The 26,586-nt window shown below is 62.8% G+C and carries 18 protein-coding genes and 1 pseudogene; 13 read left to right on the forward strand and 6 right to left on the reverse strand.

The window, feature by feature from the left end; all coding sequences use genetic code 11:
* Positions 1 to 53: 53 nt before the first annotated feature.
* Positions 54 to 1,019 carry a helix-turn-helix transcriptional regulator gene (locus ACZ5C3_RS10990; RefSeq protein ID WP_464044706.1) on the reverse strand — a complete coding sequence of 322 codons (966 nt, stop codon included), beginning with the start codon at positions 1,017 to 1,019 and terminating at the stop codon, positions 54 to 56.
* A 53-nt stretch (positions 1,020 to 1,072) separates the two neighbouring features.
* The gene (locus ACZ5C3_RS10995) at positions 1,073 to 2,110 is read right to left on the reverse strand and encodes a helix-turn-helix domain-containing protein (RefSeq protein ID WP_464037626.1); all 1,038 of its coding nucleotides are present in this window, start codon (positions 2,108 to 2,110) and stop codon (positions 1,073 to 1,075) included.
* 258 nt (positions 2,111 to 2,368) lie between these two features.
* Here ACZ5C3_RS10995 and ACZ5C3_RS11000 point away from each other — a divergent pair, with 258 nt between their 5' ends.
* The 9 genes and pseudogenes from ACZ5C3_RS11000 (at position 2,369) to ACZ5C3_RS11040 (ending at position 19,193) form a co-directional block, all read left to right on the forward strand.
* Positions 2,369 to 3,670 carry a YadA family autotransporter adhesin gene (locus tag ACZ5C3_RS11000; protein WP_464044707.1) on the forward strand — a complete coding sequence of 434 codons (1,302 nt, stop codon included), beginning with the start codon at positions 2,369 to 2,371 and terminating at the stop codon, positions 3,668 to 3,670.
* Positions 3,671 to 4,017: 347 nt separating this feature from the next.
* Positions 4,018 to 4,653: a hypothetical protein gene (locus ACZ5C3_RS11005; protein WP_464037630.1), complete on the forward strand. Its 636-nt coding sequence runs from the start codon at positions 4,018 to 4,020 to the stop codon at positions 4,651 to 4,653.
* 140 nt (positions 4,654 to 4,793) lie between these two features.
* On the forward strand, positions 4,794 to 5,291 hold the full coding sequence (locus ACZ5C3_RS11010) for a YciE/YciF ferroxidase family protein (protein ID WP_464037632.1): 498 nt from the start codon (positions 4,794 to 4,796) through the stop codon (positions 5,289 to 5,291).
* Between the two features lie 207 nt (positions 5,292 to 5,498).
* Positions 5,499 to 7,544 carry an HWE histidine kinase domain-containing protein gene (locus tag ACZ5C3_RS11015; RefSeq protein WP_464037634.1) on the forward strand — a complete coding sequence of 682 codons (2,046 nt, stop codon included), beginning with the start codon at positions 5,499 to 5,501 and terminating at the stop codon, positions 7,542 to 7,544.
* 20 nt (positions 7,545 to 7,564) lie between these two features.
* Positions 7,565 to 7,939: a response regulator gene (locus tag ACZ5C3_RS11020; protein ID WP_464037635.1), complete on the forward strand. Its 375-nt coding sequence runs from the start codon at positions 7,565 to 7,567 to the stop codon at positions 7,937 to 7,939.
* A gap of 10 nt (positions 7,940 to 7,949) precedes the next feature.
* Positions 7,950 to 8,099, forward strand: a pseudogene (locus tag ACZ5C3_RS11025) (autotransporter outer membrane beta-barrel domain-containing protein); the annotation flags it as partial.
* A gap of 245 nt (positions 8,100 to 8,344) precedes the next feature.
* A complete protein-coding gene (locus tag ACZ5C3_RS11030; protein WP_464037637.1) occupies positions 8,345 to 12,085 on the forward strand; it encodes an autotransporter domain-containing protein in 3,741 nt (1,246 codons plus the stop codon).
* 506 nt (positions 12,086 to 12,591) lie between these two features.
* Positions 12,592 to 16,020, forward strand: coding sequence for an autotransporter outer membrane beta-barrel domain-containing protein (locus ACZ5C3_RS11035; RefSeq protein WP_464044708.1), 3,429 nt, complete (start codon positions 12,592 to 12,594; stop codon positions 16,018 to 16,020).
* An 8-nt stretch (positions 16,021 to 16,028) separates the two neighbouring features.
* Positions 16,029 to 19,193 carry an autotransporter outer membrane beta-barrel domain-containing protein gene (locus ACZ5C3_RS11040; protein ID WP_464037641.1) on the forward strand — a complete coding sequence of 1,055 codons (3,165 nt, stop codon included), beginning with the start codon at positions 16,029 to 16,031 and terminating at the stop codon, positions 19,191 to 19,193.
* Between the two features lie 56 nt (positions 19,194 to 19,249).
* On the opposite strand, the gene ACZ5C3_RS11045 is transcribed toward ACZ5C3_RS11040, so the two are convergent.
* Positions 19,250 to 19,771, reverse strand: coding sequence for a MarR family winged helix-turn-helix transcriptional regulator (locus tag ACZ5C3_RS11045; protein WP_464037643.1), 522 nt, complete (start codon positions 19,769 to 19,771; stop codon positions 19,250 to 19,252).
* A 108-nt stretch (positions 19,772 to 19,879) separates the two neighbouring features.
* Here ACZ5C3_RS11045 and ACZ5C3_RS11050 point away from each other — a divergent pair, with 108 nt between their 5' ends.
* Positions 19,880 to 20,677: an SDR family NAD(P)-dependent oxidoreductase gene (locus ACZ5C3_RS11050; RefSeq protein ID WP_464044709.1), complete on the forward strand. Its 798-nt coding sequence runs from the start codon at positions 19,880 to 19,882 to the stop codon at positions 20,675 to 20,677.
* 297 nt (positions 20,678 to 20,974) lie between these two features.
* Entirely contained in the window at positions 20,975 to 22,081 is a 1,107-nt protein-coding gene (locus tag ACZ5C3_RS11055; protein ID WP_464044710.1) for a helix-turn-helix transcriptional regulator, read from the forward strand.
* Between the two features lie 7 nt (positions 22,082 to 22,088).
* Here ACZ5C3_RS11055 and ACZ5C3_RS11060 read toward each other — a convergent pair whose 3' ends face one another.
* Both ACZ5C3_RS11060 and ACZ5C3_RS11065 read right to left on the reverse strand, forming a co-directional pair.
* The gene (locus ACZ5C3_RS11060) at positions 22,089 to 23,237 is read right to left on the reverse strand and encodes a YihY/virulence factor BrkB family protein (RefSeq protein ID WP_464037649.1); all 1,149 of its coding nucleotides are present in this window, start codon (positions 23,235 to 23,237) and stop codon (positions 22,089 to 22,091) included.
* Positions 23,237 to 23,752 carry a hypothetical protein gene (locus ACZ5C3_RS11065; protein WP_464037651.1) on the reverse strand — a complete coding sequence of 172 codons (516 nt, stop codon included), beginning with the start codon at positions 23,750 to 23,752 and terminating at the stop codon, positions 23,237 to 23,239. Before ACZ5C3_RS11065 ends, ACZ5C3_RS11060 begins: the two co-directional genes overlap by 1 nt.
* Positions 23,753 to 23,899: 147 nt before the next feature.
* On the opposite strand from ACZ5C3_RS11065, the gene ACZ5C3_RS11070 reads away from it, so the two are divergent.
* Positions 23,900 to 24,181, forward strand: coding sequence for a DUF3606 domain-containing protein (locus tag ACZ5C3_RS11070; protein ID WP_464044711.1), 282 nt, complete (start codon positions 23,900 to 23,902; stop codon positions 24,179 to 24,181).
* 182 nt (positions 24,182 to 24,363) lie between these two features.
* Here ACZ5C3_RS11070 and ACZ5C3_RS11075 read toward each other — a convergent pair whose 3' ends face one another.
* Positions 24,364 to 25,467, reverse strand: coding sequence for an NADH:flavin oxidoreductase (locus tag ACZ5C3_RS11075; RefSeq protein ID WP_464037655.1), 1,104 nt, complete (start codon positions 25,465 to 25,467; stop codon positions 24,364 to 24,366).
* A 142-nt stretch (positions 25,468 to 25,609) separates the two neighbouring features.
* Between ACZ5C3_RS11075 and ACZ5C3_RS11080 the strand changes: the two genes are divergently transcribed.
* Complete coding sequence (locus ACZ5C3_RS11080) at positions 25,610 to 26,506, forward strand: LysR family transcriptional regulator (RefSeq protein WP_464044712.1); 897 nt, start codon at positions 25,610 to 25,612, stop codon at positions 26,504 to 26,506.
* Positions 26,507 to 26,586 lie beyond the last annotated feature (80 nt).

A 26,586-nucleotide genomic window follows, 5' to 3' on the forward strand; every position in this document is an offset into this window, starting at 1 on the left:
CTCTCTTGAAGTCGAGAGCGGTCTCGCAAGCTTCCCCTTGGTTATCGCGTCGTTCAGAGCCCCGTGCCGTTTTCGCGTCTTGCCAGCGCACGCGCGTCTGACGGCGTCATGCCGAAGCGGCGGCGAAACGAGCGTGTGAAATAGGACAGATCGCCGAAGCCGGCATGGCCCGCGACTTCGCTGATGGTGCGCTCGGAAAAACGCGAATCGCTGAACATCCGTCTGGCCTCGACCAGTCGCCGTTCCAGGACATATTCCGTGAACGTCGCGCCTTCCATCTCGAACAGCTTCTGGATGTAGCGCGGGGTCACACCATGGCGTCGCGCAAGCGCGCGGATCGACAGTTCGCTACTGCCGAGATGTTCGCCGATGTCCTCCATGATGGCGCGCAGCCGTGCCGCAGGCAGGCCGCGCCCGCGCGCGATCTCCACGCCATCGCGGGTGGCGCCAATCGCCAACGCGATCAGATCCTGCAGATGCGTTGCGAAGGCTCGGGCGGCGTCAGGAGACTCAAGGCTCAGTGGGTCGGTGGATTGCACGTAGGCGGTGATCAGGGGCCATACCTCCGTTGGTGGTAATGGCCGGCAGACGGCGGATTCGGGATTCCTGACCAGCGGGACGATGCTCGCGCGTGGAACAGTGATCACCAACTGTTGTGTCGCGTGCGGGAAAAGGTAAACGCCTTCATTCGCGGCCGACAGCAAGATGCCCCCTTGGGAGGCGATCTCGCTTTCGCGGTTGATCTGGCGATATTGCCCATTGCCCGCCATCAGGAGGTTCACGACAAGGTCGTCCTTGCCGTCGCCAATGGTTCGTGCCACGCGGAATCCAACGCTGACGTCCATCGACGCCAGCGACAATCCGGGCAGGTTTCGCAATGTGGCGGTCGCCGAAAGCGCGTCACGTTGGACGGGGTCCATCTGAACCGTCAGGATGCGGCGGCCGAACTCCTCGCAAAAGATCGCAAGACGATCGCGCTCCGGCAGGGCGTCGGTCGAGAATCTCAGGAGCTGCTGCATGGGCGGTCGGTCTCCGCGTTGGTCGCGAGCTTGGCCGTCGGCCATAGCGCTGTTCAAGGCGCCGTATCGTTTTCGCGTCTTGCCAGCTCGCGCGCTTCCGATGGCGTCATGCCGAAACGCTGGCGAAACGAGCGCGTGAAATAGGACAGATCGCCGAAGCCGACATGGCCCGCGACTTCGCTGATGGTGCGCTCTGCAAAGCGCAGATCGCTCAACATTCGGTAGGCCTCGGCCAGTCGCCGTTCCTTGACATATTCAGTAAACGTCGCGTCTTCCATCTCGAACAGCTTCTGGATATAGCGCGGGGATACACCATGACGCCGCGCGAGCGCCTTGGTCGAGAGTTCACTGCTGCCGAGATGTTCGCCGATGTCTTTCATGACGGCGCGCAGCCGCGCCGCAGCGACGCCATGTCCCGCGGCCTCGGACTTGAGTCCCGAGTCATTCATGCTCGCGCCGATCAGATCGGCAAGATGGTCGGCCGCCAGGCGTCCGATTGTCGCGCCGCCGATCCGGGTCTCGTTGAGGAGCACCTCCGCGTAACTGCGCACCAATGCCATAGCCACCGACGAAGCAGGGAGCGGGCGCATGTAGTGATCGTCGAGTCTCATGACGCGGGCGTGGACGCGCCGCCGTGGCGCTTGCAGCGCCAGCAGGTGGCACTCGGTTCCGGCGCGCACCCAGGACGGCTCGCACTGCTCGATCATCACGGCCGCGCCGGTGGCGAGATCGGCGTTCTGCCCTTTTTGCTCGATACGGATCGGAGCTGTGCCCGCGTTGCACAGCACGACCAGATTGTCGGTGTTGTGGATCGCGATGTCGTTGGCGGTGCGCGCGATGGTCTTCACCGTGCCGCGCACGGTGCCGACCGAGATGTCGCCCACAAGTACGGTGCGCAGCTCGCCGCGGAAGGGCCGGTCGGTAACAGGATCGGCGTTCAGCCGCGCATAGCTTGCCGACAGGGAGGCGATCCACTGGTCCTTGCGCGCAGCATTGTCGCCGGCGAGCTTGGCGGCATCGAATATGATCCTCTGCACGTCTTTCCCCCAAACCTCTCCGCGCCGGAGCTTGCCCCACGTCGTCGTGCCCACGACGCCGCATTTCTTTTGTGCCTCGCGCTGGCAATAGGTTCAAGTGCTGGGATTGTTGCGGGATTGCATCGCGCTGCCGAAAATGATGGCGAGTTCGCTCCAGTGCAAAGGCCCTTCGCATCAGCCCAAGAGCTTCCCGAGCGAAGCAGCTACGAAGGCAGAGGCAGCAAAGGGGAGCGGCTTTTGTTTTCGGATCACTTTGGCTCGGTTCAATGTATTGAGCGGCACATTTTGCGCCGGACCGCGCATGGCCTTCCGATGGAGCGGACGTCAGTATTGCCATCCGCATGCCGTCATCGGCTCCGGTTCCTCGCCAATAGCGCGATTGCAACTGGCGCGTTGCGCGGACTAGCGCTCGCTGCCGGTCTCTCGATCGGCGCTGCTCTTCTCGGGACGATGCCGGCGGTGGCGCAGCAGTCGTTGAATGGCGGCACGGCCACCGGCACAAACGCGTATGCCTCCGGCACCGGCGCGATCGCCACCGGCGATTTCGCCACCGCGACGGGACAGAGCAGCTCCGCTCAAGGCGACACCGCCACCGCGACAGGCGTGAACAGCACCGCCAATGGCACGAACGCCACAGCGACGGGCTCGGACAGTATTGCAAATGGCGAGCGCGCCACGGCGACGGGGCAGAGCAGCTTCGCTGGAGGCGATTTCGCCACCGCGACGGGGCAGAGCAGCTCTGCCCAAGGCACCAACGCCACAGCGACAGGTCAGCACAGCGTCGCCGCTGGAGAATTCGCCACTGCAACGGGCCAGAACAGCAGCGCCAGCGGCACCAACGCCACCGCAACAGGTCAAGCCAGCAGCGCCACCGGCGCTGCCGCCACCGCGATCGGGAGCCACAGCATCGCCAACGGCCTCGCCGCGACCGCGATAGGCGAGGCCAGTGTCGCCAACGGCCCCGCCGCCACCGCGACAGGGCAGTTCAGCCGAGCCACCGGCGACCGCGCCACTGCGGTGGGTGCGGGCAGCATCGCCAATGGCGTGACTGCAAGCGCATTCGGCCAAAACGCCGATGCCACGGGTGTCGGCACCACCGCGATCGGCCAGGCAAGCGTTGCCTCCGCCACCGGCGCGACCGCGCTCGGCGCTGGTGCGCAGGCGATTGGAGCCAATTCGGTGGCGATCGGCGCGGGCTCGGTGGCCACCGCCGCCAACACCGCTTCGTTCGGCACCCCCGGCAACGAGCGGCGGTTGACCAACGTGGCAGCGGGCGTGAACCCGACCGATGCGGTGAACGTCAGTCAGCTCTCAGGTCTTACCTCCGGCTTCCAGTCCCAGCTAGGCTCGCTTCAATCGCAGATCACCGACAACCGTGCCGAGGCGCGGCGCGGTGTCGCAGCTGCGGTGGCGACCGCGAGCGCGCCGATGCCCTCGGCGCCGGGCAAGGTCAGTTGGCAAATCCGTGGCTCAACATTCAATGGCGAGTACGGCATGGGCGTCGGTGTCGCATACCGTCTCCACACTTCCGCGCCGCTCAATATCGTCGGCGGTTACGGCAATGGCGGCGGGCGCGAGCATGTCGGCTATGTCGGCCTCGGCGGCGAATTCTGACGCTATGGTCCGATTCTAACGTTCGCATCCCATCTCGGCAGGCACTCTTGCGAACGTTAGAATCGAAAGACCACTAGCAGATATGAGATTCTCGTGGAGCTTTTGGATTTGACGTTCGCATCACGAATTCGCGGCAAGCAGGGGTGCGAACGTCAAATCCGCTCCACGAGTGTCCCGAATCCGAAGTTCGCCTCGTTATGCAGCGCGCTCCGTTGCGAACTTTGGATTCGAAAGGACACTCGCAAATCTATGATTCCCGTGTGGTTAGGTTCAGAAGTTCGCTTAAAGGACGCGCCGAGAAAATGAAGCGAACTTCTGAACCACCACACTAACGAGGTGCCCATCAGGTGTTAGGTCTCGCATCGCGCGGCTGGCGAACGCTTGCACTGCTGGCCGGTGTCGCGGCCGCCGCGTCGGTGGGGGCAACCGGCGCTGAGGCGCAGCAGGCAAAGCCCGCGCAGATCGATCGCAACGGCGTCATCATGCTGGTTCGATCGACGCTGCTCGCGCTCGACCACGGCAACAAGACCGGTAATTACACCGTGTTGCGCGACCTCGGCGCGCCGGGCTTCCAGAACAATACGGCGGCTAAGCTCGCGGAGATTTTCGCCAAGCAACGCAACGACAATCTCGATCTCGCAGGCGTGGCCGTGATCGAGCCGCAGCTCAGCCTTTTGCCGCAGATCGAGGCCAACGGGATGATGCATATGGTGGGCTTTTTTCCGTCGGCGCCGTCGCAGGTGAATTTCGATTTGTCCTTTGCGCCTGTGAACGGACAGTGGCGTCTGTTCGCCATCTCGGTGGGGATCGGCTCCGCTTCGCCCGCGGCGCCGCAACCGCCCGTCGCGGACGCGAAGCCGGCGACGCCCGCGCGCGCAACTGATCCTAAATCATCCGCAGCGCCGAAGCCGCCATCCGGCGCGCCGAGCTGGTTCACTCCATTCGAGAGTGGCCATCCGGCCGCGACCAAACCGCCGTCGTGATCCTGCTGCAGCGGCACATATGCTCCCCGATGACAGCTGAGATCTAAGCAATCGAAAGAAGGCTGCGACCAGCGTCCAGTCGGTGGAACACCATCGCATCTTTGTGATTGAGCGGGTGTCCCTTCCAACAGGAGCTTTCTATGACCAAGACAAAGACTTTGCACGACCTCTTTCATGACACGCTGAAGGACATCTACTTCGCCGAGAAGAAGATCATGAGCGCGCTGCCCAAGATGGCGAAGGCGGCACACAATCCGGACCTTCGCGCAGCTTTCGAAAAGCACCTCGATGAAACGGAAGGGCAGGTGGAGCGGTTGGAGGCCGTGTTCGAGGAGATCGAAGCCCGTCCGCAGGGCAAGACCTGCGATGCGATTATGGGCATTCTCGACGAGGGCAAGGAAATCATGTCCGAGTACAAGGGCGCGCCAGCTCTCGATGCCGGGTTGCTTGCGGCGGCGCAGGCGGTCGAGCACTACGAAATCTCGCGCTACGGCACGCTCATCACCTGGGCCGACGAACTGGGCCTCACCAACGCCAGCAAGCTGCTCAAAGAGACGCTGGCCGAGGAAAAGAACACCGATCAAGCGCTGACAAAGCTTGCGAAGACGGCTGTCAACGCCGAAGCGGAAGCCGCGTAAACGACGGAGCCCGCTGCCTTTTGGCGAGGCGGCGGGTCTCATCATTGATGCGCCATCATTCAACATCAGTCTCCATGCCAGACATGCGCGAAGCCGTCACCCGGTTCGCGCAATGGAATACCAACCTCTTAGTTGGCGGTGTGAGTGGCGAAATGGAACTTTCAACGCGAAACCACGTTGGAAGCCGTTCATTTGTCTGATTCATCCATGGCCATTCTTCCGCTGGAAATTGTTCGAGATCCAAAACGGCTTGCGACGCTGGAGGATTACGGCATCGTCGGAACACCGTCCGAGCCGGTGTTCGATGATCTTGTGCGGATCGCCAGGGAGGTGTGTCACACCCCCGTCGCACTGATCAGTTTCGTCGGCGCGGACCGGCAGTGGATCAAGGCGGCCGCCGGATTTGAGGCCTGCGAGACGCCGCTCGATCAGTCGATCTGCGCCCACGCGCTCAACGAAGAGTCGGCCCTTGTCATTCCCGATCTGTCGACAGATCCGCGGACGATGGACAATCCATTGGTCGTGGACGAACCGCGCATCCGTTTTTATGCCGGTGCCTTGTTGAGGGCGCCCAACGGCGAACCGCTCGGCACGCTCAGCGTCATCGACAACAAGCCGCGTCCGGAAGGTTTGAGCGAGGTGCAGCTCTCGTCCTTGCAGGCGCTGGCGCGGCAGGTCTGCCTGATCATGGATCAGCGCAAGGCGATCGAAACACGAGACGCGGCCCTCAAGTCGTCACGTACCGAAGCTCAGCTTGGTCACAACCGCGTTCTGATCGGCGAGGCGGCGACGGAACTGTTGCGCAGCGGCCCAGCGCGGATGCGCGCAGCTTTGGAGGCCGGGCAGGTCGGCACCTTCGATGTCGATATCGCGGCTGATGTTCTTTACTGCTCGGCGGAGATGTGCCGCATCTTCGGGCTGCCGGATGCGGAATCCTATCCGACATCGGCTTTCACCGATCTCGTGCTGGCGGAAGATCGCGATATTGCCTCGACCGTCGCTTCCCGCCGCCATGGCATCGCGAGTTCCTATGCCGAATACAGAATCCAGCGTGCCTCCGACAAGAACGTGCGGTGGCTGTCGCGGCGCGGCGAGTTCATCCGCGAGCCGACCGGAGAGCCGGTCCGCTTCACCGGCACGGTTCAGGACATCACCGTCAGAAAAGCGAACGAGATAAAGCAATCCGAGTTGCTGCGGCTCGCCGATCAACTGCGAGAAGTGAACACGGCGGAGAGTGCCATCACCGCCGCCGCGCGGGCGCTGGGTGAAAATCTCGCGGTCAGCAGTGCCGGATATGCCGTGATCGATATCGATGCCAGCATCTTCAGGGTGGAAGGCGGCTGGGCGAAACCGGGCGCCGAACGGATCACAGGTGTTTTTACGCCGTCGTCGTTTCACGTCACCATCGATCACCTCAAGCGCGGCGCGGCGCTCGTCACCGCCAATGTCTCGGCCGTGAGCTGGTTGGGGGCGGATCTTGCGGCCTATGAAAGGTTCGGTGTCCGCTCGCTGATCGCCATTCCCTTCGTGCATCATGGCAAGCTGAGCAGCGTCTCTTTCGTGTTCGATGATGTGCCGCGCAATTGGCGCAAGGAAGAGATTGACTTCACCGAGGCGGTCGCGGACATCACTTACGCCACCGTCGCGCGGCTGAAGGCCGAAGAAGATCAGCGTTTCCTCAATATCGAATTGAGCCATCGTCTGAAGAATTCGCTCGCGGTGGTGCAAGCCATCGCCTCTCAGACGCTGCGCAATGCCAATGACCAGGATGCAGTGGACGCATTCCGCAAGCGGCTCGCGGCGCTGTCCACCGCGCACGATATCCTGCTGCGGCAAAGCTGGACCAGCGCGCGGATCAAGCCGCTGATCGAAGGGTTGGTCGGCTTGCATGTCGACCTTGTGCGCGTGAACCTCAGCGGCCCCAATGTCAATATCGGGCCCAAGGCGGTTCTTTCTCTCTCGCTTCTCATCAATGAACTCGGCACCAATGCCGTGAAGCATGGTTCTCTTTCGATACCCGATGGTCAGGTCGCAATCGACTGGCGCATCGAGCGCGATCCGCAGCAGCCGATGTTCGTGATGACGTGGACGGAGAGCGGCGGCCCGCTTGTCGGTGAGCCGCAGACGCAGGGGCTCGGAATGCGGCTGATAAAAGCCGGGATATCAGGAACAGGCCACAGTGTGCTTCGTTACAATCCATCGGGTTTTTTTGCCGAGTTCCGCGCGCCGTTCGCGCTCATTGCCGACAATTAAGATCGGCCTGAAAGGTGCCATTGGCCCAGTCGCACCCCTATAACGAAAACAAAGTTGTCCTGATTGTCGAAGATGAGCCGATCCTGATGATGTACGCATCGGATATTGTCGGTGAAGCGGAGTTTGATGTGGTCGAAGCCGCCAATGCCGATGAGGCCATCAAAGTCCTGAAGTCGCGCGCTGACATTTCCATCGTGTTGACTGATATCGACATGCCGGGATCGATGGACGGTCTCAAGCTGGCGGCGGCCATTCGCGATCGTTGGCCTCCTGTTGAAATCGTCGTCATGTCGGGCTTCATCGAGCCGAAGCCGGAAGCACTGCCGATGCGCGGCGTGTTCCTGTCGAAGCCTTATGGCCCCGAACAGTTGCTGTCGGCGTTGCGCTCGTTCTGATGACGCGCGGCGTGGGCGCGCCGCATGGGCGCATGACTTCAATCCGAACAGTGCGGTAAGTGCGACCTTCCAGACGCTGCCCGGCGCGTCGTTCGTCGTGAACGGTGCCGCGCTCGCGCCTGACGCGGCTCTCACCACTGCATCAGCCGAAGTGAACTGGCCGGGTCGCTATCTCCATGATGTGTCGCGCGGTTATATCTGATCGCGACATAGAGGGTCCCATCCCGGAGCGCGTCACCCGGTTGTCGTCTTTTGCTGTGCAGTCGATTGTTGCGCCGTTATCACATGATTTATCTTTCTGTGCCGCCCGCCCCAAATGACCCTTTATCAGGCGCTCCGGCAGTGGTTCCGCCCTCCTCAACGGGCTACCACACGCGTGCGAGTTGTGACTCGTTGGGGGCGCGCTTGGGAACGACGTTCAAGAGTGGACAGGCCGGGCAGGCTGAAGCCCGCCATCGCGCGTTTTCAATGCAATCGCTGTTGGGCAGCACAGCGCTTGGGCGGGTGTGCCGCGCCGGTGCGCTGGGCCTCGCGCTTTCCGGTGCGCTGCTCGCGACGCCTGCGTTTGCCGGCGGCGGTGCGGGTGGCTCCGGTGGTGCCAGCCACGTCGGCACCGGCGGCATTGCTGGCACGGCTGGTTCTCCAAACGGGGGAACGGGAGGCTCGCCGCTGACTCCGGGAGCGGGTGCTGATGGTGGTGGCGGCGCCGCGGCGGGGGGCAGTGGCGGCAACGGCGGCATCGCCCACAGTGGCGGAGGAAACGGCGGCGCGGGCGGCAGTGCTGGCGCGGGCGGCGCCGATGGCAGTGCAGGCACGCAAGGTGCTGGCACCGACACCGGCGGCGGTGGTGGTGGCGGCGGTGGCGAGGGGGCTCAGGGTAGTTCCGGATCGGCTGGCGCTTTCGGAGACCCCGGGGCGTCGGGCGTCAATGCCGGTGATGATGGCGGTGCTGGCAATGCCGGTGATCCCGGCGGAATTGGCAGTAGCGGCCAAACCGGTGGCAGTGGTGGCAATGGCGGTGCCGGCATCCGGTTCACCACGGGTACCACGTTTACGAACTCGCAAATGATCGGCGGCGGCAATGGCGGTGGCGGCGGCAGCGGTGGCGCCGGCGGCTTGGGCGGCCCGGGCGGCGCGGGTGGCGCCGGTGGTTTCGGCGCTGATGGTAATTTCGTTGCCGGCGCCGGCGGCGCGGGCGGTAATGGCGGCGCCGGCGGAAGCGGCGGCAGTGGCTTCGTGGGCGCCAACGGTGGGAATGGCGGCGCCGGCATACTGATCACGAATAGCACCACGTTCATCAATTCTGGAACTGCCATTGGCGGTGCCGGTGGAGCCGGCGGCACGGGCGGCACAGGAGGGGCTGGTGGTATCGGCTCCCGCGGTGGCTTCGGCGGTGCGGGTGGGATTGCCAACGGTGGTCCGGGTGCCGGCAGCGGCGGCGCGGGCGGTGATGGTGGCGCCGGCGGATCCGGTGGTGTCGGAGCAGCCGGGGGGAATGGTGGCAATGGCGGCGCCGGCGTGGAACTCACAAGCGCTGCCACGGTCACGAATTCGGGGACGATCGCCGGCGGCGGCGGTGGTGTCGGTGGTGCTGGCGGAACGGGTGGCGCTGGCGGCCCCGGCGGCGACGGTGGTGTCGGTGGTGCTGGCGGAACGGATGGCGCTGGCGGCCCCGGCGGCAGCGGTGGCACCGGCGGTGTCGGCGGCAGCGGCGGCAGCGGTGGCAGCGGCGGGGCGGGTGGCGCTGGGGGCAATGGCGGTATCGGCATTGCTTTCGGTAACGGCGGCGTCCTGACCAATCACGGAACGATCAGCGGCGGCAATGGCGGCGGCGGCGGCATCGGCGGTCTCGCCGGCAATGGGAGTGTCGGCGGGACCGGAGGTCGTGGCGGGGATGGAGGCACAGGCAGCCCCAGCGGTGATGGCGGCGCGGGTGGCGCTGGGGGCAATGGCGGCAACGGCGCTACTCCCGGCAACGGTGGCGTTGGCGGCTTCGGCGGTCGGGCCGGGGGAGGCACGGGGAGCGATGGCGGCAATGGCCAAGCCGGCAGCGGCGGCTTCGGCGGGACGACGGGTTCAACCGGCTTCGGCAACCCTGGCGGGATTGGCGTCACGGGCGCCAACCTGACGATCGTGAATGACGGCACGATTTCCGGCGGCCTCGCCGGCGACAACGTCACGCGGGCCAATGCCATCGTGTTCACAGGCGGCACGAACGTTTACGAAATGTGGGCCGGCGCAATCGTCACCGGCAGTGTGGTCGATAACACCGGCAACGGTACATTCCGGCTCGGCGGCACGACCGATAGCAGCTTCAATCTCTCGGAGCTTGCAACCAGCCAGTATCAGGGCTTCACGCACCTGGCGAAGAGCGGTTCTTCGACCTGGACACTGACCAACAGCAGCGGCTGGACGAGCGACGTCGTCATCAATGGCGGCGTGCTGTTCGTACAGGATTCACTGGCGAATGCGTCGATCATCACCGTGAACGCGACCGGCACGCTGGCCGGCACCGGCCCTGCAAGCACGGTGCAGGTCAATGCAGGCGGCGCCTTCAGGCCAGGCGACACCACGCCGGGTTCATCGATGACGGTGGCAAGCCTCGCGATGCAGTCCGGCGCGCAGTATGTGGTTTCGCTCAATCCCACCACATCGAGCTTCGCCAACGTCACCGGCAACGCGTCGCTCGGCGGCGCCACTGTCGCGGCGAACTTCGCCACCGCCAGCGGCTATGTCGAAAAGCAATACACCATCCTGAATGCAGGCAGCATCAGCGGCACGTTCGCGTCGACCGTGGCAAATACCAATCTGCCGTCGGGCTTCAAGACATCGCTGAGCTACAATCCGACCAATACCAAGGTCTTTCTCGATCTGGCGCTGGACTTCACGCCGCCGGGTGGCGGAGGAGGTGGTGGTGCTGGCCCCACGTCGCCGGCAACGCCCTTGAGTGGCAATCAGTCGAACGCCGGCAACGCCATCATCAACTTCTTCAACACCACGGGCCACATTCCGATGGCGTTCGGCAATCTGACGCCACAAGGGCTGACGCAAGTGTCCGGCGAAATCGGCGGCAGCGCGCAGAGCACCAACTTCCAGGCTTCGACACAGTTCATGAATATTATGAGCGATCCAACCACTGCGGGACGCGGTGGAGCGGGAAGTGCTGGCGGCGCGGGTGGTGGTGCTGGCGCGAGCGGCTACGCGGATGACGCGATGGCCTATGCGGGTAAGAAATCGAACAATCCACGCGATGCATTCGCGTCGTTCACGAAAGCACCTGTGCAACCGTCATTCGTGCAGCGCTGGAGCACGTGGGCGATGGGCTATGGCGGATCGCAGACCACGGATGGCAACGTCGCGGCTGGCACCAACACCTCGTCGAGCAACATCTACGGTGTCGCGGTGGGCGCGGATTACAGCTTATCGCCGGATACCGTCGCAGGCTTCGCGTTGTCGGGTGGCGGCACGAACTACTCTGTCGTCAACGGCGGCACTGGTCGCTCGGACATGTTCCAGCTCGGTGCATTTGTACGTCACAACATCGGCGCGACATATCTAACGGCGTCTGCCGCTTATGGCTGGCAGGATGTGACAACCGATCGATATGTCACGGTGGCGGGCGTCGATCATCTCAAGGCGGAGTTCAATACGAATTCGTATTCCGGCCGGTTAGAGTTGGGTCACCGCTTCTTGCAGCCGTGGTTCGGCGGGCTCGGTGTCTCGCCATACGCAGCTGTTCAAGTCACCGCATTCGAACTGCCTGCCTATGCCGAACAAGCCGTCACGGGTAACAACACATTCGCACTGGCCTATGGCGCCAACACCTCGACGGCAACGCGCAGCGAGTTGGGTATCCGCACTGACAAGTCTTATGCCCTCGATGGTGCAGTGCTCACCCTGCGAGGCCGCGCGGCATGGGCACATGACTTCAACCCGAACAGCAATGTCACCGCGACATTCCAGACGTTGCCCGGCGCATCGTTCATCGTGAACGGCGCAGCGCTGGCGCCCGACGCGGCGCTCACCACGGCATCCGCTGAGCTGAGTTGGATCAACGGCTGGTCGGTGGCCGGGACGTTCGAAGGCGAGTTCTCGAACGTCACCCGCAGCTACGCCGGCAAGGGCGTGGTCCGGTACAATTGGTGAGGCACGCCCGGCGCGCGACGCCGGGTTGCTCCGCCACGCGGACGCGGCTTAGGCGTGTGCCACGTGACTCGCATCCTGCCGTCATTGGCAGGGCGGCATGCGCGGCCAAAGTTCTTCCACGAATCTGTCCCTATGCCCGTGTCTCAACCTGCGCACGCGAGGCCAAAAAGGTCGCGCGCACGTTGCGTTGGAGACGGCAAAAGCAGGCCGATTTGCCGATGATATCTTCTGATATTTTCTGAAATCAGGTCGCGAACACTTCCTTTCAACGCGGGTGAAAATCCTTTTCAGCGCAAGGTGTTGGAGTCGTTTTCTGACATCTTGATAGGCGCTACCGACCGCCAGGATGCCGCCAACAAAAGTGCGCCTGCCATGGCCTGCCGTTGGCTCCTCGGCTACCACATCGTTCAATGGGATTTTTGTGGATGGGCTCGAATTGAGTGAGCCCATGACGGATGGAGCAACGGGTCGAAAGACCCGTTGGTGAGGCGGTTCGGGGCAGTGCGGTGACGTTTGGAAGTCGAAAGGTCGGGACGTTGCAAGCCCGGCAGCATGCATTTTCTGTTTCATCCCTGATGAACACCACGGCGCTGCGCGCGGGTGTGCTCGGTGTTGCGCTCGCCGGTGCGTTCATTGCGACGCCCGCCTGGGCCGATTGCACGCCCGCGGCGGCCGACGGCGTGACGGCGACCTGTACCGGCACCACCAACGGCTACGGCACTGGAACTGAGACCGGCGTCACCGTCACTGTCGAGAACGGCGCGACGGTCACCGGAAGCATCTTAATCGGCGACGGGACGGTCACCAACAATGTCGGCGGCACCATCAGCGGCGATCCGGGAATCCTTGCCTTCATGGGCTCTGTCGAAGTCACCAATTCCGGCAGTATTACCGGCACCTCAAACCTCGGCATTTACGGCGCCACCAACGCGACGGTGACCAACAATGTGGGCGGCCGCATCTGGAGCATGGGAAGCGGAATTTACGCCTACACGGGCTCTGCCAATGTCACGAACTCCGGCAGTATAACCGGCGTCATCGACTACGGCATTTACGCCGGCACCGATGCGACGGTGATCAACAATACGGACGGCCGCATCTCGGGCGAAGATAGCGGAATTTTCGCCAACGGGGGCTCTGCCAATGTCACCAACTCCGGCAATGTTAACGGCAGCTTTAACTACGGCATACACGCCGCCACCGACGCGACGGTGACCAACAATGCGGGCGGCAGCATCACGGGCGGCGATAGCGGAATTCTCGCCAACGCGGGCTCTGCCAATGTCACCAATTCCGGCAGTATTACCGGCAGCATTAACTACGGCATTTACGCCGGCACCAACGCGACGGTGACCAACAATGCGGGCAGCAGCATCTTCGGCGGTAGCTACGGGATTTACGCCGGTGGTGGCGGATCGTCGGTCTTCAATGCCGGCAGCATCAGCGGCGGCAACGCGGCGATCCGGTTCGGCGGCACCGGCAACACGCTGACGTTGGCGCCGGGCTCGGTCATCACGGGCAACGTGCTCGGCACCGGCAGCGATACGTTCCAACTCGGCGGCACCGGTGCGGATACGTTCGATGTCAGCGCGCTTGGCAATGCGGCGCAGTATCAAGGCTTCAGCACCTTCAACAAGATCGGCAGCTCGGTGTGGACGCTCACCGGAACGCAATCTGGCTCCGCAAACTGGTCGCTGCTTGACGGCACGCTCTCGATCTCGAATGTCAACGCTATCGGCATCTTCAGCTCGCTCAACTTCAATGGCGGCACGCTGCGATTCACCGGCGCATCGGCAGCCAGTCTCTCGAACTTCACCTGGGGCGACCACGGCGGCGGCTTCGACGTCAGCGATGCGGCGGGAACGCTCATCGTCTCGGGCTCGATGAGCGGCACCGGCGGACTCACCAAGCTTGGCGCAGGCGCCCTGACGCTCGAGGGAATCTCGGATTACACCGGCGCGACGTCCGTCAACGCAGGCACGCTCGCCGCCGGTGGCGCCGGCGCGTTCTCGCCCAACTCGGCTTATACAGTGGCGTCCGGCGCGAGACTGGACCTGAACGGTCACGACCAGACTATCGGCTCATTGGCCGGAGCAGGCTCCGTCGAGCTTGCTGGGACGCTGACCACAGGCGGCGACAACACATCGACGCTGTTCTCCGGCGTGATCGACGGCAACGGCGGTTTGACCAAGACCGGCACCGGCACGATGATGCTCTCGGGCACGAACAGTTACACCGGCGCGACGATCGTCAACGACGGCGCACTGGTGGTGAACGGCTCGATCGCGTCGTCCAGCGGCGTCACCGTGAACAACGGCGGAATCCTCGGCGGCACCGGTCAGTTGCCGACAGCCGTCATCAACAGCGGTGGTACGCTGGCGCCGGGCAACTCCATCGGCACCATCACGGTCAATGGCAACCTCGCGTTCAACACCGGCAGCTTCTACAAGATCGAAGTCTCGCCGAGCGCGGCCGATCGCACCAATGTGCTCGGTACCGCGACGCTTACCGGCGCGACGGTGCAGGCGGTGGCGCTGCCGGGCAGTTTCCGTGCCCAGACTTACACAATCCTCAACGCCACCGGCGGCTTCGGCGGAACGCAGTTCGACGGTCTCACCGGCGATACGTTCGCGCCCACGCGCAATCCGCATCTGACGTATGACGCGAACAACGTCTTCCTCGTGCTCGATCCCAGCACGCTCGTGCTGCCGCAAGGCGCGAGCGGCAATCAGTCCAGTATCGCGGGCGCGATCAACAAAGCAGTCGAGAGTGGTTTCACGCCGCCGGCCGGTTTCGACGCGCTGCTCAACATGAGCGGTGCGCAACTGACGAACGCGCTCAAGCAAGTCTCCGGTGAAATCGGCGGCAGCGCGCAGAGCACCAGCTTCCAGGCATCGACGCAGTTCATGAATATCATGAGCGACCCGACCGCTGCGGGCCGCGGCGGCGTGGGTGGGGGTGCCGGTGCGGCAGGTTACTCCGATGAAGCCACCAATGAGAGCATGGCTTACGTAGCCAAGCCGAAGTCGAAGGACCCCCGCGATGCGTTCGCGTCGTTCACCAAGGCGCCACCGGTTGCGTTCGTACAACGCTGGAGCACATGGGCGATGGGCTACGGCGGATCGCAGACCACAGACGGCAACGTCGCAGCAGGAACGAATACCTCGTCGAGCAACATTTATGGTGTTGCCGTTGGTGCGGACTATCGTTTCTCGTGGGACACCGTCGCAGGCTTCGCGCTGTCGGGCGGCGGCACCAATTACTCTGTGGTGAATGGCGGCACCGGCCGCTCGGACATGTTCCAGCTCGGCGCCTTCGTGCGTCAGAACTTCGGCGCGACGTATCTCACCGCGTCGGCCGCCTATGGCTGGCAGGACGTCAAGACCGATCGCTACGTCACGGTCGCTGGCGTCGATCACCTCAAGGCTGAGTTCAACACGAACTCATACTCAGGCCGTCTCGAACTCGGTCACCGCTTCTTGCAGCCATGGTTCGGCGGGCTCGGCGTGTCGCCTTATGCCGCTGTGCAGGTGACAGCATTCGAACTGCCTGCCTATGCCGAACAGGCGGTCACGGGTAACAACACCTTCGCGTTGGCCTATGGCGCGAACACTTCGACCGCGACCCGCAGTGAACTCGGCCTTCGCACCGACAAGTCCTATGCGCTTGAGGGTGCCGTGCTGACGTTGCGCGGCCGCGCCGCGTGGGCGCACGACTTCAATCCGAACAGCAATGTGACCGCGACATTCCAGACGCTGCCCGGTGCATCGTTTGTGATGAACGGCGCAGCGCTCGCGTCTGACGCGGCGCTCACAACGGCTTCGGCTGAGGTGAGCTGGATGAACGGCTGGTCGGTGGCCGGAACGTTGGAAGGCGAGTTCTCCAACGTCACCCGCAGCTACGCCGGCAAGGGCGTGGTGCGGTACAATTGGTAAGACGTGACATGACTGCCGTTGAAAACACCCGCTCACCTTCATTCCATCCGCCTGCGGCTTTGCGCACGTCTTTGCTGAATACCACGGCGCTGGTGCGCGTATGTGTGCTCGGCGTTGCGCTCTCCGGTGCATTCCTTGCGACGCCCGCCTGGGCCGATTGCTCGCCCCAGGCGGCCAACGGCGTGACGGCGATTTGTACCGGCACCACCAACAATCAGGGCGGCGGCGCGCCCGGCACCAGCGGGGACCAATTCGGCTACGGCACTGGAAATGAGACCGGCGTCACCGTCACCGTCGTCGGCGGCGCCGCGGTCGTGGGCGACCTATTGGGCATCTATATCGGCGACGGGACGGTGATCAACGGAGCTGGTGCCAGCATCAATGGAATTGCGGCTGGCCACGGCTCTGCCAATGTCACCAACTCCGGTAGTATTACCGGCTCGACCTACGGCATTTACGCCGTCACCGACGCAACGGTGACCAACAATGTGGGCGGCAGCATCGCGGGCGACTACGGAATTTTCGCCGTCACGGGCTCTGCCAATGTGACCAACTCAGGGAGTATTGCGGGCAACTTTCTTGGCTATGGCATTTTCGCCGGCACGGATGCGATGGTGACCAACAATGCGGGCGGCAGCATCACGGGCGGTAGCGGAATTTACGCCGCGAATGGCTTTGCCAACGTCACCAATTCCGGCAGTGTTACCGGCAACTCGGACTACGGCATCTACGCCGGCACCGATGCGACGGTGACCAACTATGCGGGCGGCCACATCACGGGCGACTTTAGCGGAATTTACGCCACGGGCTCTGCCAATGTCACCAATTCCGGCACTATCACCGACAACGGTGGATTCTACGGCATTTATGCCGGCACCAATGCGACAGTGACCAACAATACGGGTGGCAGCGTCACGGGCAGCCAATACGGCATCTCGGCCGGTGGTGGCGTGGCTTCGGTGGTCAATGCCGGCATCATCAGCGGCGGTAACTTCGGAATTACCGCCTTGACCAATGCGACCGTGACCAACAATGCGGGCGGCAGCATCACGGGCGGCGATAGCGGAATTTTTGCGAGCTCTGCCAATGTAACCAATTCCGGCATTATCACCGGCGGAGGCTCCTTCGGATTCTACAACTCCGGCATTTACGCCTCGACCAGCGCGACGGTGACCAACAATGCGGGTGGCAGCATCGCCGGCGATTACTACGGAATCCGCGCCGATGGCGGCGGTTCCTCAGTGGTCAATGCCGGCAGCATCAGCGGCGGCGTCGCGGCGATCAAGTTCGGCGGCACCGGCAACACGCTGACGCTGGCGCCGGGCTCGGTCATCACGGGCAACGTGCTCGGCACCGGCAGCGATACGTTCCAGCTTGGCGGCACCGGTGCGGCGACATTCGACATCAGCGCGTTGAGTGATGCCGCGCAGTATCAGGGTTTCAGCACCTTCAACAAGGTCGATAGCTCGATTTGGACGCTGACCGGCACCAGCACGTTCGCCGGTCCGGTGAACGTCAATGGCGGCACGCTGGCGGTGGACGGCGACATCACGTCAATGAGCCGCGTCATCGTGAACAACACCGGTACGCTTGCGGGCAGCGGCACGGCCGGCGCGGTGCAGGTCAACGCAGGTGGCACGTTTGCCCCGGGTAGCGGCACGCCGGGTTCGACGATGACGGTGGCAAGCCTCGCAATGCAGTCCGGCGCGTTCTACGCGGTGAATCTGAACCCGACCACATCGAGCTTTGCCACCGTCACCGGCGTGGCGACGCTCGGCGGCGCGAAGGTCAATGCGAACTTCGCCAGCGGCGGCTATGTCGTCAAGCAATACACCATTCTGAATGCAGGCAGAATCAGCGGTGCGTTCGACGCCAAGGTGATCAACACCAATCTGCCGTCGGGCTTCAAGACCTCGCTCAGCTACGACACGGCCATGACCAAAGCCTATCTCGATCTGGCCCTCGCGTTCACTCCGCCGTCCGGCGGCTCGTTCAGCGGCAACCAGTCGAATGTCGGAAATGCCATCGTCAACTTCTTCAACACCAACGTCGGCATTCCGCTGGCGTTCGGTGGCCTGACGCCGCAAGGCCTCACGCAAGTCTCCGGCGAAATCGGCGGCAGTGCGCAGGGCACCAGCTTCCAGGCTTCGACGCAGTTCATGAATATCATGAGCGATCCGACCGCTGCGGGACGTGGCGGAGCGGGAAGTGCTGGCGGCGCTACAGGTTATGCCGATGAAGCCATGGCCTATGCGGCTAAGCGTTCCAACAATCCGCGCGACGCATTCGCGTCGTTCACCAAGGCGCCGCCGGTTCCGTTCGCGGCGCGCTGGAGCACATGGGCGATGGGCTATGGCGGATCGCAGACCACGGACGGCAACGTCGCAGCGGGAACGAATACCTCGTCGAGCAACATCTATGGCGTTGCGGTCGGTGCGGACTACAGCTTCTCGCCAGATACGGTCGCAGGCTTCGCGTTGTCGGGCGGTGGCACCAATTACTCTGTCGTGAATGGCGGCACCGGACGCTCCGACATGTTCCAGCTTGGCGCCTTCGTGCGTCAGAACTTCGGCGCGACGTATCTCACCGCATCCGCTGCGTATGGCTGGCAGGATGTGACAACCGATCGTTACGTCACGGTGGCAGGCGTCGATCATCTCAAGGCCGAGTTCAACACCAACTCATACTCAGGCCGTCTCGAACTCGGTCATCGCTACCTCGCACCATGGTTCGGCGGGCTCGGCGTGTCGCCTTACGCCGCGGTGCAGATCACCGCGTTCGAACTGCCTGCCTATGCCGAACAGGCGGTCAGCGGCAACAACACATTCGCGTTGGCCTATGGCGCCAACACGTCCACCGCGACACGCAGCGAACTCGGTGTTCGCACCGACAAGTCCTACGCCCTCGATGGTGCTGTTCTCACCCTACGCGGCCGCGCCGCATGGGCGCACGACTTCAATCCGAACAGCGCGGTGAGCGCGACATTCCAGACGTTGCCTGGCGCATCGTTCATCGTGAACGGCGCCGCGCTCGCGCCCGACGCGGCTCTCACAACAGCGTCTGCTGAACTGAGCTGGATGAACGGCTGGTCGGTGGCCGGCACGTTCGAAGGCGAGTTCTCGAATGTCACCCGCAGCTACGCCGGCAAGGGCGTGGTGCGTTACAACTGGTAAGTCGCGCTCGGCATCGCTTCTTCGTCTTCCCGAGGAAGAAGAAGCCGGGTGAAAACTCAGCCCAACCGTTTGTTCGCTTTGTAGGACTGGAGAAACGCATCCGACGAAACGCTATCGGCGAGAGCACGGAGCGTTTGCGCCGAACCCGGCCCCAGCACGGCTTCGACCCGGTTGTTCACCCCAGCCCACAGGCGAAGGGCCTCCTTGAGCCGCGCCTTGCCGGACGCCGTGAGGATCGCATGCTTGGTGCGTTTGTCCTCGTCATCCTGCCGGACTTTGATGAGGCCGTCGCGAAGCAGCGGTTTCATGGCATGCGTTAAAGCCGAGATCTGAATCCCCAAGCGCTCCGCCAGCATCTGCAGTGTTGGATCTTCGTTCGGCGTATTCGCCGAAAATTCCTCAATCTTTGAAAGCATCGCGGCCTGCGTGGCCTTGAGACCGGCAGGGCCCATCGCGTCGTCGTACAGCTGCCCAAGCCGACGGGCCGCGCGGCGCAGGGCCGTGTTGGTGCACGCCAGATCGGCGACCATGGTGATGTCGATGGGTTCCGGGTGGCTCGGGTTCCTGGCTTTGCTCATCCCCCTAAAATAGTTGAGCACTCACCCATTGCAAAGGGGCGAGGGCATCATAGATAGTTGAGCACTCAACTAATATACTTGAGTGCTCAATTAATAGGGATAATGGACATGACCACATCCGACCAAAAGAAAATCGCCGTTGTAACAGGGGCTTCCTCAGGCATCGGCGCGGTTTACGCCGACCGTCTGGCCGGGCGGGGATACGATCTGATCCTCGTTGCCCGGCGGGCCGATCGCCTCGAAGCGCTCGCCAAATCGATCACGGACAAACATGGCGCGAAAGTCGAGGTTGTCGCCGCCGATCTGGAGAAGGACGCTGATCTCGCGCGGGTCGAAAAGATCCTTGCGACGAATGCCGCCGTCCGCGTGCTGGTCAACAACGCCGGACTGGCGCGGCTTAGTCCGCTGGCTACCTCGGCGGTGCAGAATTCACTCTCTCAAATTGACCTGAACATCACGGCCCTGACGCGCCTGACCCACGCTGTGCTTCCGGGGTTCGTGTCGCGAAACGATGGCGTCATTATCAACATCGCCTCGGTGCTCGCCGTTCACGCTATGCCCGTCAGTTCGGTCTACAGCGGCACCAAGGCTTATGTCCTGAATTTCAGCCGCGGACTTCAGCAGGAACTGGCGCAGACCAACGTGAAGGTTCAGGTGGTGTTGCCTGCGTCGACAGCGACGGAAATCTGGGATTTGTCCGGTATCCCGCTGTCGGCCTTGAACCAGGAGACAGTGATGCCGACTGAAACCCTCGTGGATGCAGCCTTGGCCGGATTCGACAAGGGCGAAGCAGTCACCTGGCCGTCCGTCGCGGACGCCGGTCTCTGGGACAAGTTCGACCAGGCGAGATCGACGCTCTTTGCCGCAACACAAACCAGCAGGCCCGCGCCGCGCTACCAGTCCTGATCGCTCGTGCGATGGAGATCGCAGATCGAAAGGTCTGCGATTTTCAATTCTGATCTGTGAAAGTGCAGACCCGGCCGTGTCCGCAGAAGGGGTTCTGACGAAACAGACGCGTTTTTTTCATCAACCTATGTTAGCTCTTTAGGTTGATGGCCGCGTGTGGTTCTTAAGCCTTGAGACGTCATGAAGATCGCCTTGATGGATCCGGAATGCATGAGCCATTTGGGCTGCGCGCCAGCTTCGAGAACTTCGTTTTTCGATCCTGCCGCCTCATGACAGAACAGCGCCGGGACGCACGCGATGGGTGACTTTAAGTCTGACAAGATGGCCGAGGCCTGCCTTGCCCTTGGTGAAACCATCATTGATCCGTCGCTTTGGCCGCAGGTGATGGAGCGCATCTGCGAGGCCGTCGGGTCGACTGGCTCTCTTCTCCTGCAAGCCGACGTTCGGACGCCGGACGTGCCGCGGACGGACTCGTTGGGCGATCTGGTGAGCGTCTATTTCCGCGACGGGTGGCAAAATCGCGATCCGCGGGCTCACCGGGCCGTGCCGCTTCTGCTGTCGGGTACGCGCGTCTTTACCGATCAGGATATTCTGACGCGGGACGAAATCCGCTCCATGCAGTATTTCAACGAGTGCACTCTTCCCATGGGCTTTCAATGGGCGGCGGGGGTGGCATTCTCGGCCGGCGAGGCGCTTTGGGCCCTTTGCCTGCACAGGGCGAGCAGGGAGCAGCCGTTCGATACGGAAGACGCTCGCATTCTCTCCACCTTGCCTGACAGGCTGACGGAGGTTGCGACACTCTCTACCGCAGTCGGCCGGATCGCACTGGAGAGCGCGACCAACGCGCTCGACCTGATCCATCAACCCGCGATCGCGTTGGACAGGTTTGGCATCGTTCTTGGTGTGAATAGTGGTGCTCATGGTCTCTTGAACGGCGATCTTGGTGTCAGAAATCGCCGCCTGACCACGACCGATCGCAACGCTGCGGCATCCTTGCAGAACCTCATGGACCGGCTGCTTGTGACGCCCGAAACGGCACCCTTTGCGGCACAGCCGATCGTCGTTCGTAGGACAGACAACGACCCGATTATCCTTCGTGTGCTTCCTGTTCATCCGGTTGCGCGAAATCCATTTCTAGGGGCGCGCGTTATCCTCACCCTTTCGGAGACTCAGGCGCGGCCTCGCCTCGATCAAGGTCTGCTCAGGCATTTGTTTTCGCTGACACCGGCTGAAGCGAAGTTGGCCAATCTCCTGGCGCAGGGACTTTCTCCCGACGAAGCAGGCGAAAAACTCGGTGTGAAGCGCGCGACGGCACGCAACCAACTCAAAGCGATATTCGCCAAGACGGATACCCATCGGCAGGGTCAGCTTGTTGCGCTCCTCGCGTCTCTCTCGTCGCGGTGAGAGACGCTTACGACGCAGGCGCGGGTGCCACGGTGTCCGCAGCGACAGCGCCGCGTGCACCTAGTGGTTTCTCGCGACCTTCGGTGGTGTCGGCGGCGGTCTGATGCTCGATCTCTGAATTCAGCTCCGCGCCGCACAGCACGATGATGGCCGACATCCACATCCACATCATCAGGCCAATGACTGCGCCGAGCGATCCGTAGGTCGCGTTGTAATTGCCGAAGTGCGACAGATACCATGACAACAGGGCGGAGCCCGCCAGCCACAGCAATGCTGCCACAGTTGCGCCCGGGCTAAGCCATTCCCATTGCGCGGCGGTGCGGCTCGGCCCGAACCGGTAAAGCACCGCGAGGGCTGCGAGCAGAAGCACAATAATGACCGGCCAGCGGCCCCATGCGACGATGGCCTCAAGCTCCGCGGCAAGACCCAGCCGTTCGAGCGCAAGCGGCATTGCGATCACCGCGCTCACCATGATGAGCAGCGACACGATCGCGCCGATCGTGAACAGCAGCGAGACGGCGTTCAGCATGAAGAAGCCGCGTTTCTCGCGTTCGTCATATACCACATTCAACGCTTCGATCACCGCCTTCATGCCGGCGTTCGCACTCCACAGCGCAACGGCGAGGCCGAACGCGAAAGACAATCCAAGTGTCGATGGAGGCTGCGCGGTCACACGGGTGATCTGGTCCTGCACGATGCTGAACGAGCCTTCGGGGAGCATTACCGCGAGGCTTTGCAGATTGTTGGAAATCGTCGCGGGATCCGCGAACAAGCCGTAGCTCGACACCAGTGCGGTGATGGCCGGGAAGATCGCGAGCAATCCGTAGAACACCACGCCTGCGGCGGTCGCCAGCAGGCGGTCTTCGTCGATCTGCTGGTATGTGCGAACAAAGATGTCGCGCCAGCCGCGCAAGGGAATTTGCCACGGACGTGTGGCGTGGCGTCCGCGACCGGATTCAGATGACACGGGTGGGGCTGACACCCGCCCGGCATGGAGCTGCGCGGCATCGGGCAGTCGCGTCGCAGCGATGGCCTTTGCCGGAATTTCGATGACGGAAGATCCCGCCAGGAAATGACGGTAAGCCGCAGTCACCGCGAGGAGGGACGAGGCTGCGACGGCCAGATATCTGGGAAGATGCAAGCGCCGCGTGGCCATCAGTCTTCATCCATCCGTGACGATCTCCGCCTTGCGTTGAACAGCCAGCCGGCAAGAACGGCGGCGGCTGATCCTGCGAGCAGCGTCGTGACGGCGTCCGGGCGGTTTGAGACCCGCGCGGAGACCGTGCTTGCGGCGCGATGTGCGGTGGCGTTGACTGTGCTTGTAATCGCGTTGATCTGCCGTTCGCCTCTGGGGAAGGCAGGCGCGCGGCGCTTCAAAACAACGAAGCCCACCATCATGGCGATGATGCCGACGCCGAACAGCAAGCCAAAGAGAGCGGCGTAAGCTTCGACCTCGCCGTAATTGAGTTCGATCCATCGGAACAGCGCCGCCAAAGCGACAGCGAGTGCGCTAAGGATGCAAATCGCCCCAGCGATCACAAAGGAAAACGCGAGAGCGTACTTCGTCGAGAGGCGGCCGAGCCAGCCGCTCACATCCGACTGATAAGATCCCACGAGCGCCGCGACGAGGCCGAGCGGCCGGCGTGGTGGAAGGAGGGAGGGTGTTGCCATGGATTGTCTCTCACGCAGCCGGTTTTTCCTGGAAGCATGATGCAAACCCGCCTGAGGCAACGACGTTCCGTCGCTGCCCACCGGCAGCACGTGCGCTAGAGGTGCGACCGCAATGATATGCGCGCGACTGAGACAAGCGAGGAACGTATGCACCTCATCGCCGTTCTGAATGCAGAGGATGCACGCGCGAATGCGGCGGACGGAGAACAAACGAGTGCCGTTTCAACACAGCGTGGAGGGACATCGAACGTGGCCAACCAGGACAACAAGGGGCGGCCGGACCGCAGCCGGATCAATCTCAGCGAAATGAAATACTGGACCAAGCATCTCGGCGTCAGTCGCGAGACGCTGGAAAAGACGGTGGCGAAGGTGGGAAATTCCGCCGCAGCCGTCCGCAAGGAACTCGGTCAGATGGGAGCCACCCAGTGAGGGAGGTTCAGGGGTGCGCCGCTGCGGGCGACTGAAGCAGCAGCTGCGCGCTGCCTTCTTTATTGTCGCGGCGGATCCCGCTGTCACTCACCCCATAGCTTTCTCACCTCTTCGGACTGCGTCGGCATTCGGGCCCCTGCGTTGCGACACGCAAGGGCAGGGACCCGATCATCAGGACGCGATCACATCGCCAGTTCAATATCCTTGACGTTGGCGATCGGGCCGAGGATCGCGGGATCAAACTCGTTGAGAGTATGGCGATTGGAGAGACGCTTGGGCAAATCGGGATTCGCCAGCGCACCCCGGCCTATGGTGACGATATCCGCGCCATCATCGAGCGCGGCCACGGCACGATCGATGTTGTGCAGGCTGCCGTTGGCGAAAATCTTCGCTCCGGGCGCATAGCGCTTGGCGAGACTCACCAAGGACGGACCTTGTTCGGCGAAAGCAGGCTTCCATGCTTCGAACTCGGTCACGTGGATAAAGTTGGCCCCCGCATCAGCGAGGCTACCGAAGATGATTTCGGCGTCGCGCTCCGCACCCGCCCACTTGTGATGGTAGTCGTTCACCTTGCCTTGCGAGATACGGACGCCGACCGGCACCGCTGCGCCAACCTTGGCCCGCACCTGCTTGAAGGTTTCCACGATCAATCGCACGCGGTTCTCTGTGGTGCCGCCCCAGCGATCCGCTCGATCGTTGGCGTAGTCGGTCAAGAACTGGTCGAGCAGGTAACCGTTCGCGCCGTGAATCTCGATGGCGTCGAACCCTGCGGTCTCGATCGCGCGTCCAGCCGCGTTCGCGAAGCCTGTAATCGCATCCGCGATCTGTTCTTCCGTTATTGCAGCGGGTAATCCATAGCGATCCTTGCCGTGATAGAAGGTCATCTGCAGCCCCTTGGGTTGAATCGCAGAGGGGCCCACCGTGCCGGTGCGGAAGCGGTTGCCTTGGCTGATCGCGCCGGCGTGCATCATCTGAGCAATGGCGAGCGCGCCGTGTGCCTTGATGCCGTTGACGACGGGCTTCCAGGCGCTGGCCTGAACGTCGTCGCTCATGCCCGGCTGATGGATGTAGCCCTGCGAGAACGCCTGATCCGTGTAGATGCCTTCGGTGATCACCGCCCCGAAGCCGCCGCGGGCGAAACGCTCGTAATAGCGGGTCATGGTCTCGGTCGCCCGGCCGTCCTCGGTCGCCGTAATGCGCGTCATCGGCGCGACCGACAGGCGGTTTTGGACGGTCCGGCCAATTATATCGATTTGTGAGAAAAGTGAGCTGGTGTCGGTGGTCATCGGCTTGGTCTCCAGGGCTGCGAGATGAGGTGTTTTCCTCAAAATCCGAGGGTGGCTCGCTTCTGGAGACGGATTTAGCCTTTGCCGCGGAGGGGCAGTAGCCGGCCTGGACGGTAAGTACTTTATCATTTATCGTTATAAAATGGATCTCGCGGACGTCGCCCTGTTTCGAACGATCATCTCCGTCGGCAGCCTGTCGGCCGCAGCACGCCAGCTGCGCACGACGCCGATGCTGGTCAGCCGGAGACTGGCGGCCCTCGAAGAAGAACTGGGCGCGCGCCTTTTCCATCGCACCACACGATCCTTGTCTCTGACGCCAGAGGGCGAAGCCTTCTTGCCGCACGCCGTCGCTCTTATCGAAGCGCGGGACTCGGCATTCGAGTCCGTGTCCTCCCGCAGCTCTGGCTTGTCGGGGGTGCTTAGAGTGACAGCGCCGAACGTCATTGGTCACGCCGTTATTGTGCCTGTTGTCGCAGAACTGATCGCCGACAACCCGGCGCTGCGTGTCGATCTGACCTTGAGCGACAGCGTGATCGACATTGCATCGTCTGCGCTGGACGTTGCCGTGCGCGTGTCTCCGATGAAGCCGTCGGACATGATCGCGACAAAGCTCGCCGACAATCCCTATGTCCTTTGCGCGTCTCCCGCCTATATCGCTCGCTTCGGGGCGCCTGCAACGATAAGCGATCTCGTCGCTCACCCTTGCATCAAACTTCATGCGATGGACACCTGGCCGTTCAGGCGTGGCGAAGAACTGGAGAGGGTCCGCATCAACGGTCCGTTGTCGGCCAGCACGGTCGATGCAGTTCGGGCAGCCTGCATCGCAGGGGTCGGCGTCGCCGTGATGACCTATTGGGACGTACGGGAGCACATTGCGCGCGGGGAATTAGTGCGGATTGTCCTCACCGATGCCGAGCCGAGTGAGCTTGGCATCTGGGCGGTTTTCCTGACCCGTACGCATATGCCCTCCCGCGTGAGAGCTTTCATCGATGCTTTACGGAAACGGCTCCTTGCGGATACGCTTGTGTCGGACGCTTAAAAGTCTCTGATGCCGGCTGTTGCGCCCATAAGCGCTCAGCGGCCGATCGCGATAATTGCGCCAATCGAAACGAGAGGATG

This window comes from Afipia dichlorophenoxyacetatis (assembly GCF_055386385.1).

What these genes read in the sequence shown, in the direction of transcription:
- ACZ5C3_RS10990 (WP_464044706.1), bottom strand. Translation starts at nt 1,019, where the DNA reads ATGCAGCAGCTCCTGAGATTCTCGACCGACGCCCTGCCGGAGCGCGAT.
- ACZ5C3_RS11000 (WP_464044707.1), top strand. Translation starts at nt 2,369, where the DNA reads ATGGAGCGGACGTCAGTATTGCCATCCGCATGCCGTCATCGGCTCCGG.
- ACZ5C3_RS11010 (WP_464037632.1), top strand. Translation starts at nt 4,794, where the DNA reads ATGACCAAGACAAAGACTTTGCACGACCTCTTTCATGACACGCTGAAG.
- ACZ5C3_RS11015 (WP_464037634.1), top strand. Translation starts at nt 5,499, where the DNA reads ATGGCCATTCTTCCGCTGGAAATTGTTCGAGATCCAAAACGGCTTGCG.
- ACZ5C3_RS11040 (WP_464037641.1), top strand. Translation starts at nt 16,029, where the DNA reads ATGACTGCCGTTGAAAACACCCGCTCACCTTCATTCCATCCGCCTGCG.
- ACZ5C3_RS11045 (WP_464037643.1), bottom strand. Translation starts at nt 19,771, where the DNA reads ATGAGCAAAGCCAGGAACCCGAGCCACCCGGAACCCATCGACATCACC.
- ACZ5C3_RS11050 (WP_464044709.1), top strand. Translation starts at nt 19,880, where the DNA reads ATGACCACATCCGACCAAAAGAAAATCGCCGTTGTAACAGGGGCTTCC.
- ACZ5C3_RS11055 (WP_464044710.1), top strand. Translation starts at nt 20,975, where the DNA reads ATGGGTGACTTTAAGTCTGACAAGATGGCCGAGGCCTGCCTTGCCCTT.
- ACZ5C3_RS11060 (WP_464037649.1), bottom strand. Translation starts at nt 23,237, where the DNA reads ATGGCCACGCGGCGCTTGCATCTTCCCAGATATCTGGCCGTCGCAGCC.
- ACZ5C3_RS11065 (WP_464037651.1), bottom strand. Translation starts at nt 23,752, where the DNA reads ATGGCAACACCCTCCCTCCTTCCACCACGCCGGCCGCTCGGCCTCGTC.
- ACZ5C3_RS11070 (WP_464044711.1), top strand. Translation starts at nt 23,900, where the DNA reads ATGCACCTCATCGCCGTTCTGAATGCAGAGGATGCACGCGCGAATGCG.
- ACZ5C3_RS11075 (WP_464037655.1), bottom strand. Translation starts at nt 25,467, where the DNA reads ATGACCACCGACACCAGCTCACTTTTCTCACAAATCGATATAATTGGC.
- ACZ5C3_RS11080 (WP_464044712.1), top strand. Translation starts at nt 25,610, where the DNA reads ATGGATCTCGCGGACGTCGCCCTGTTTCGAACGATCATCTCCGTCGGC.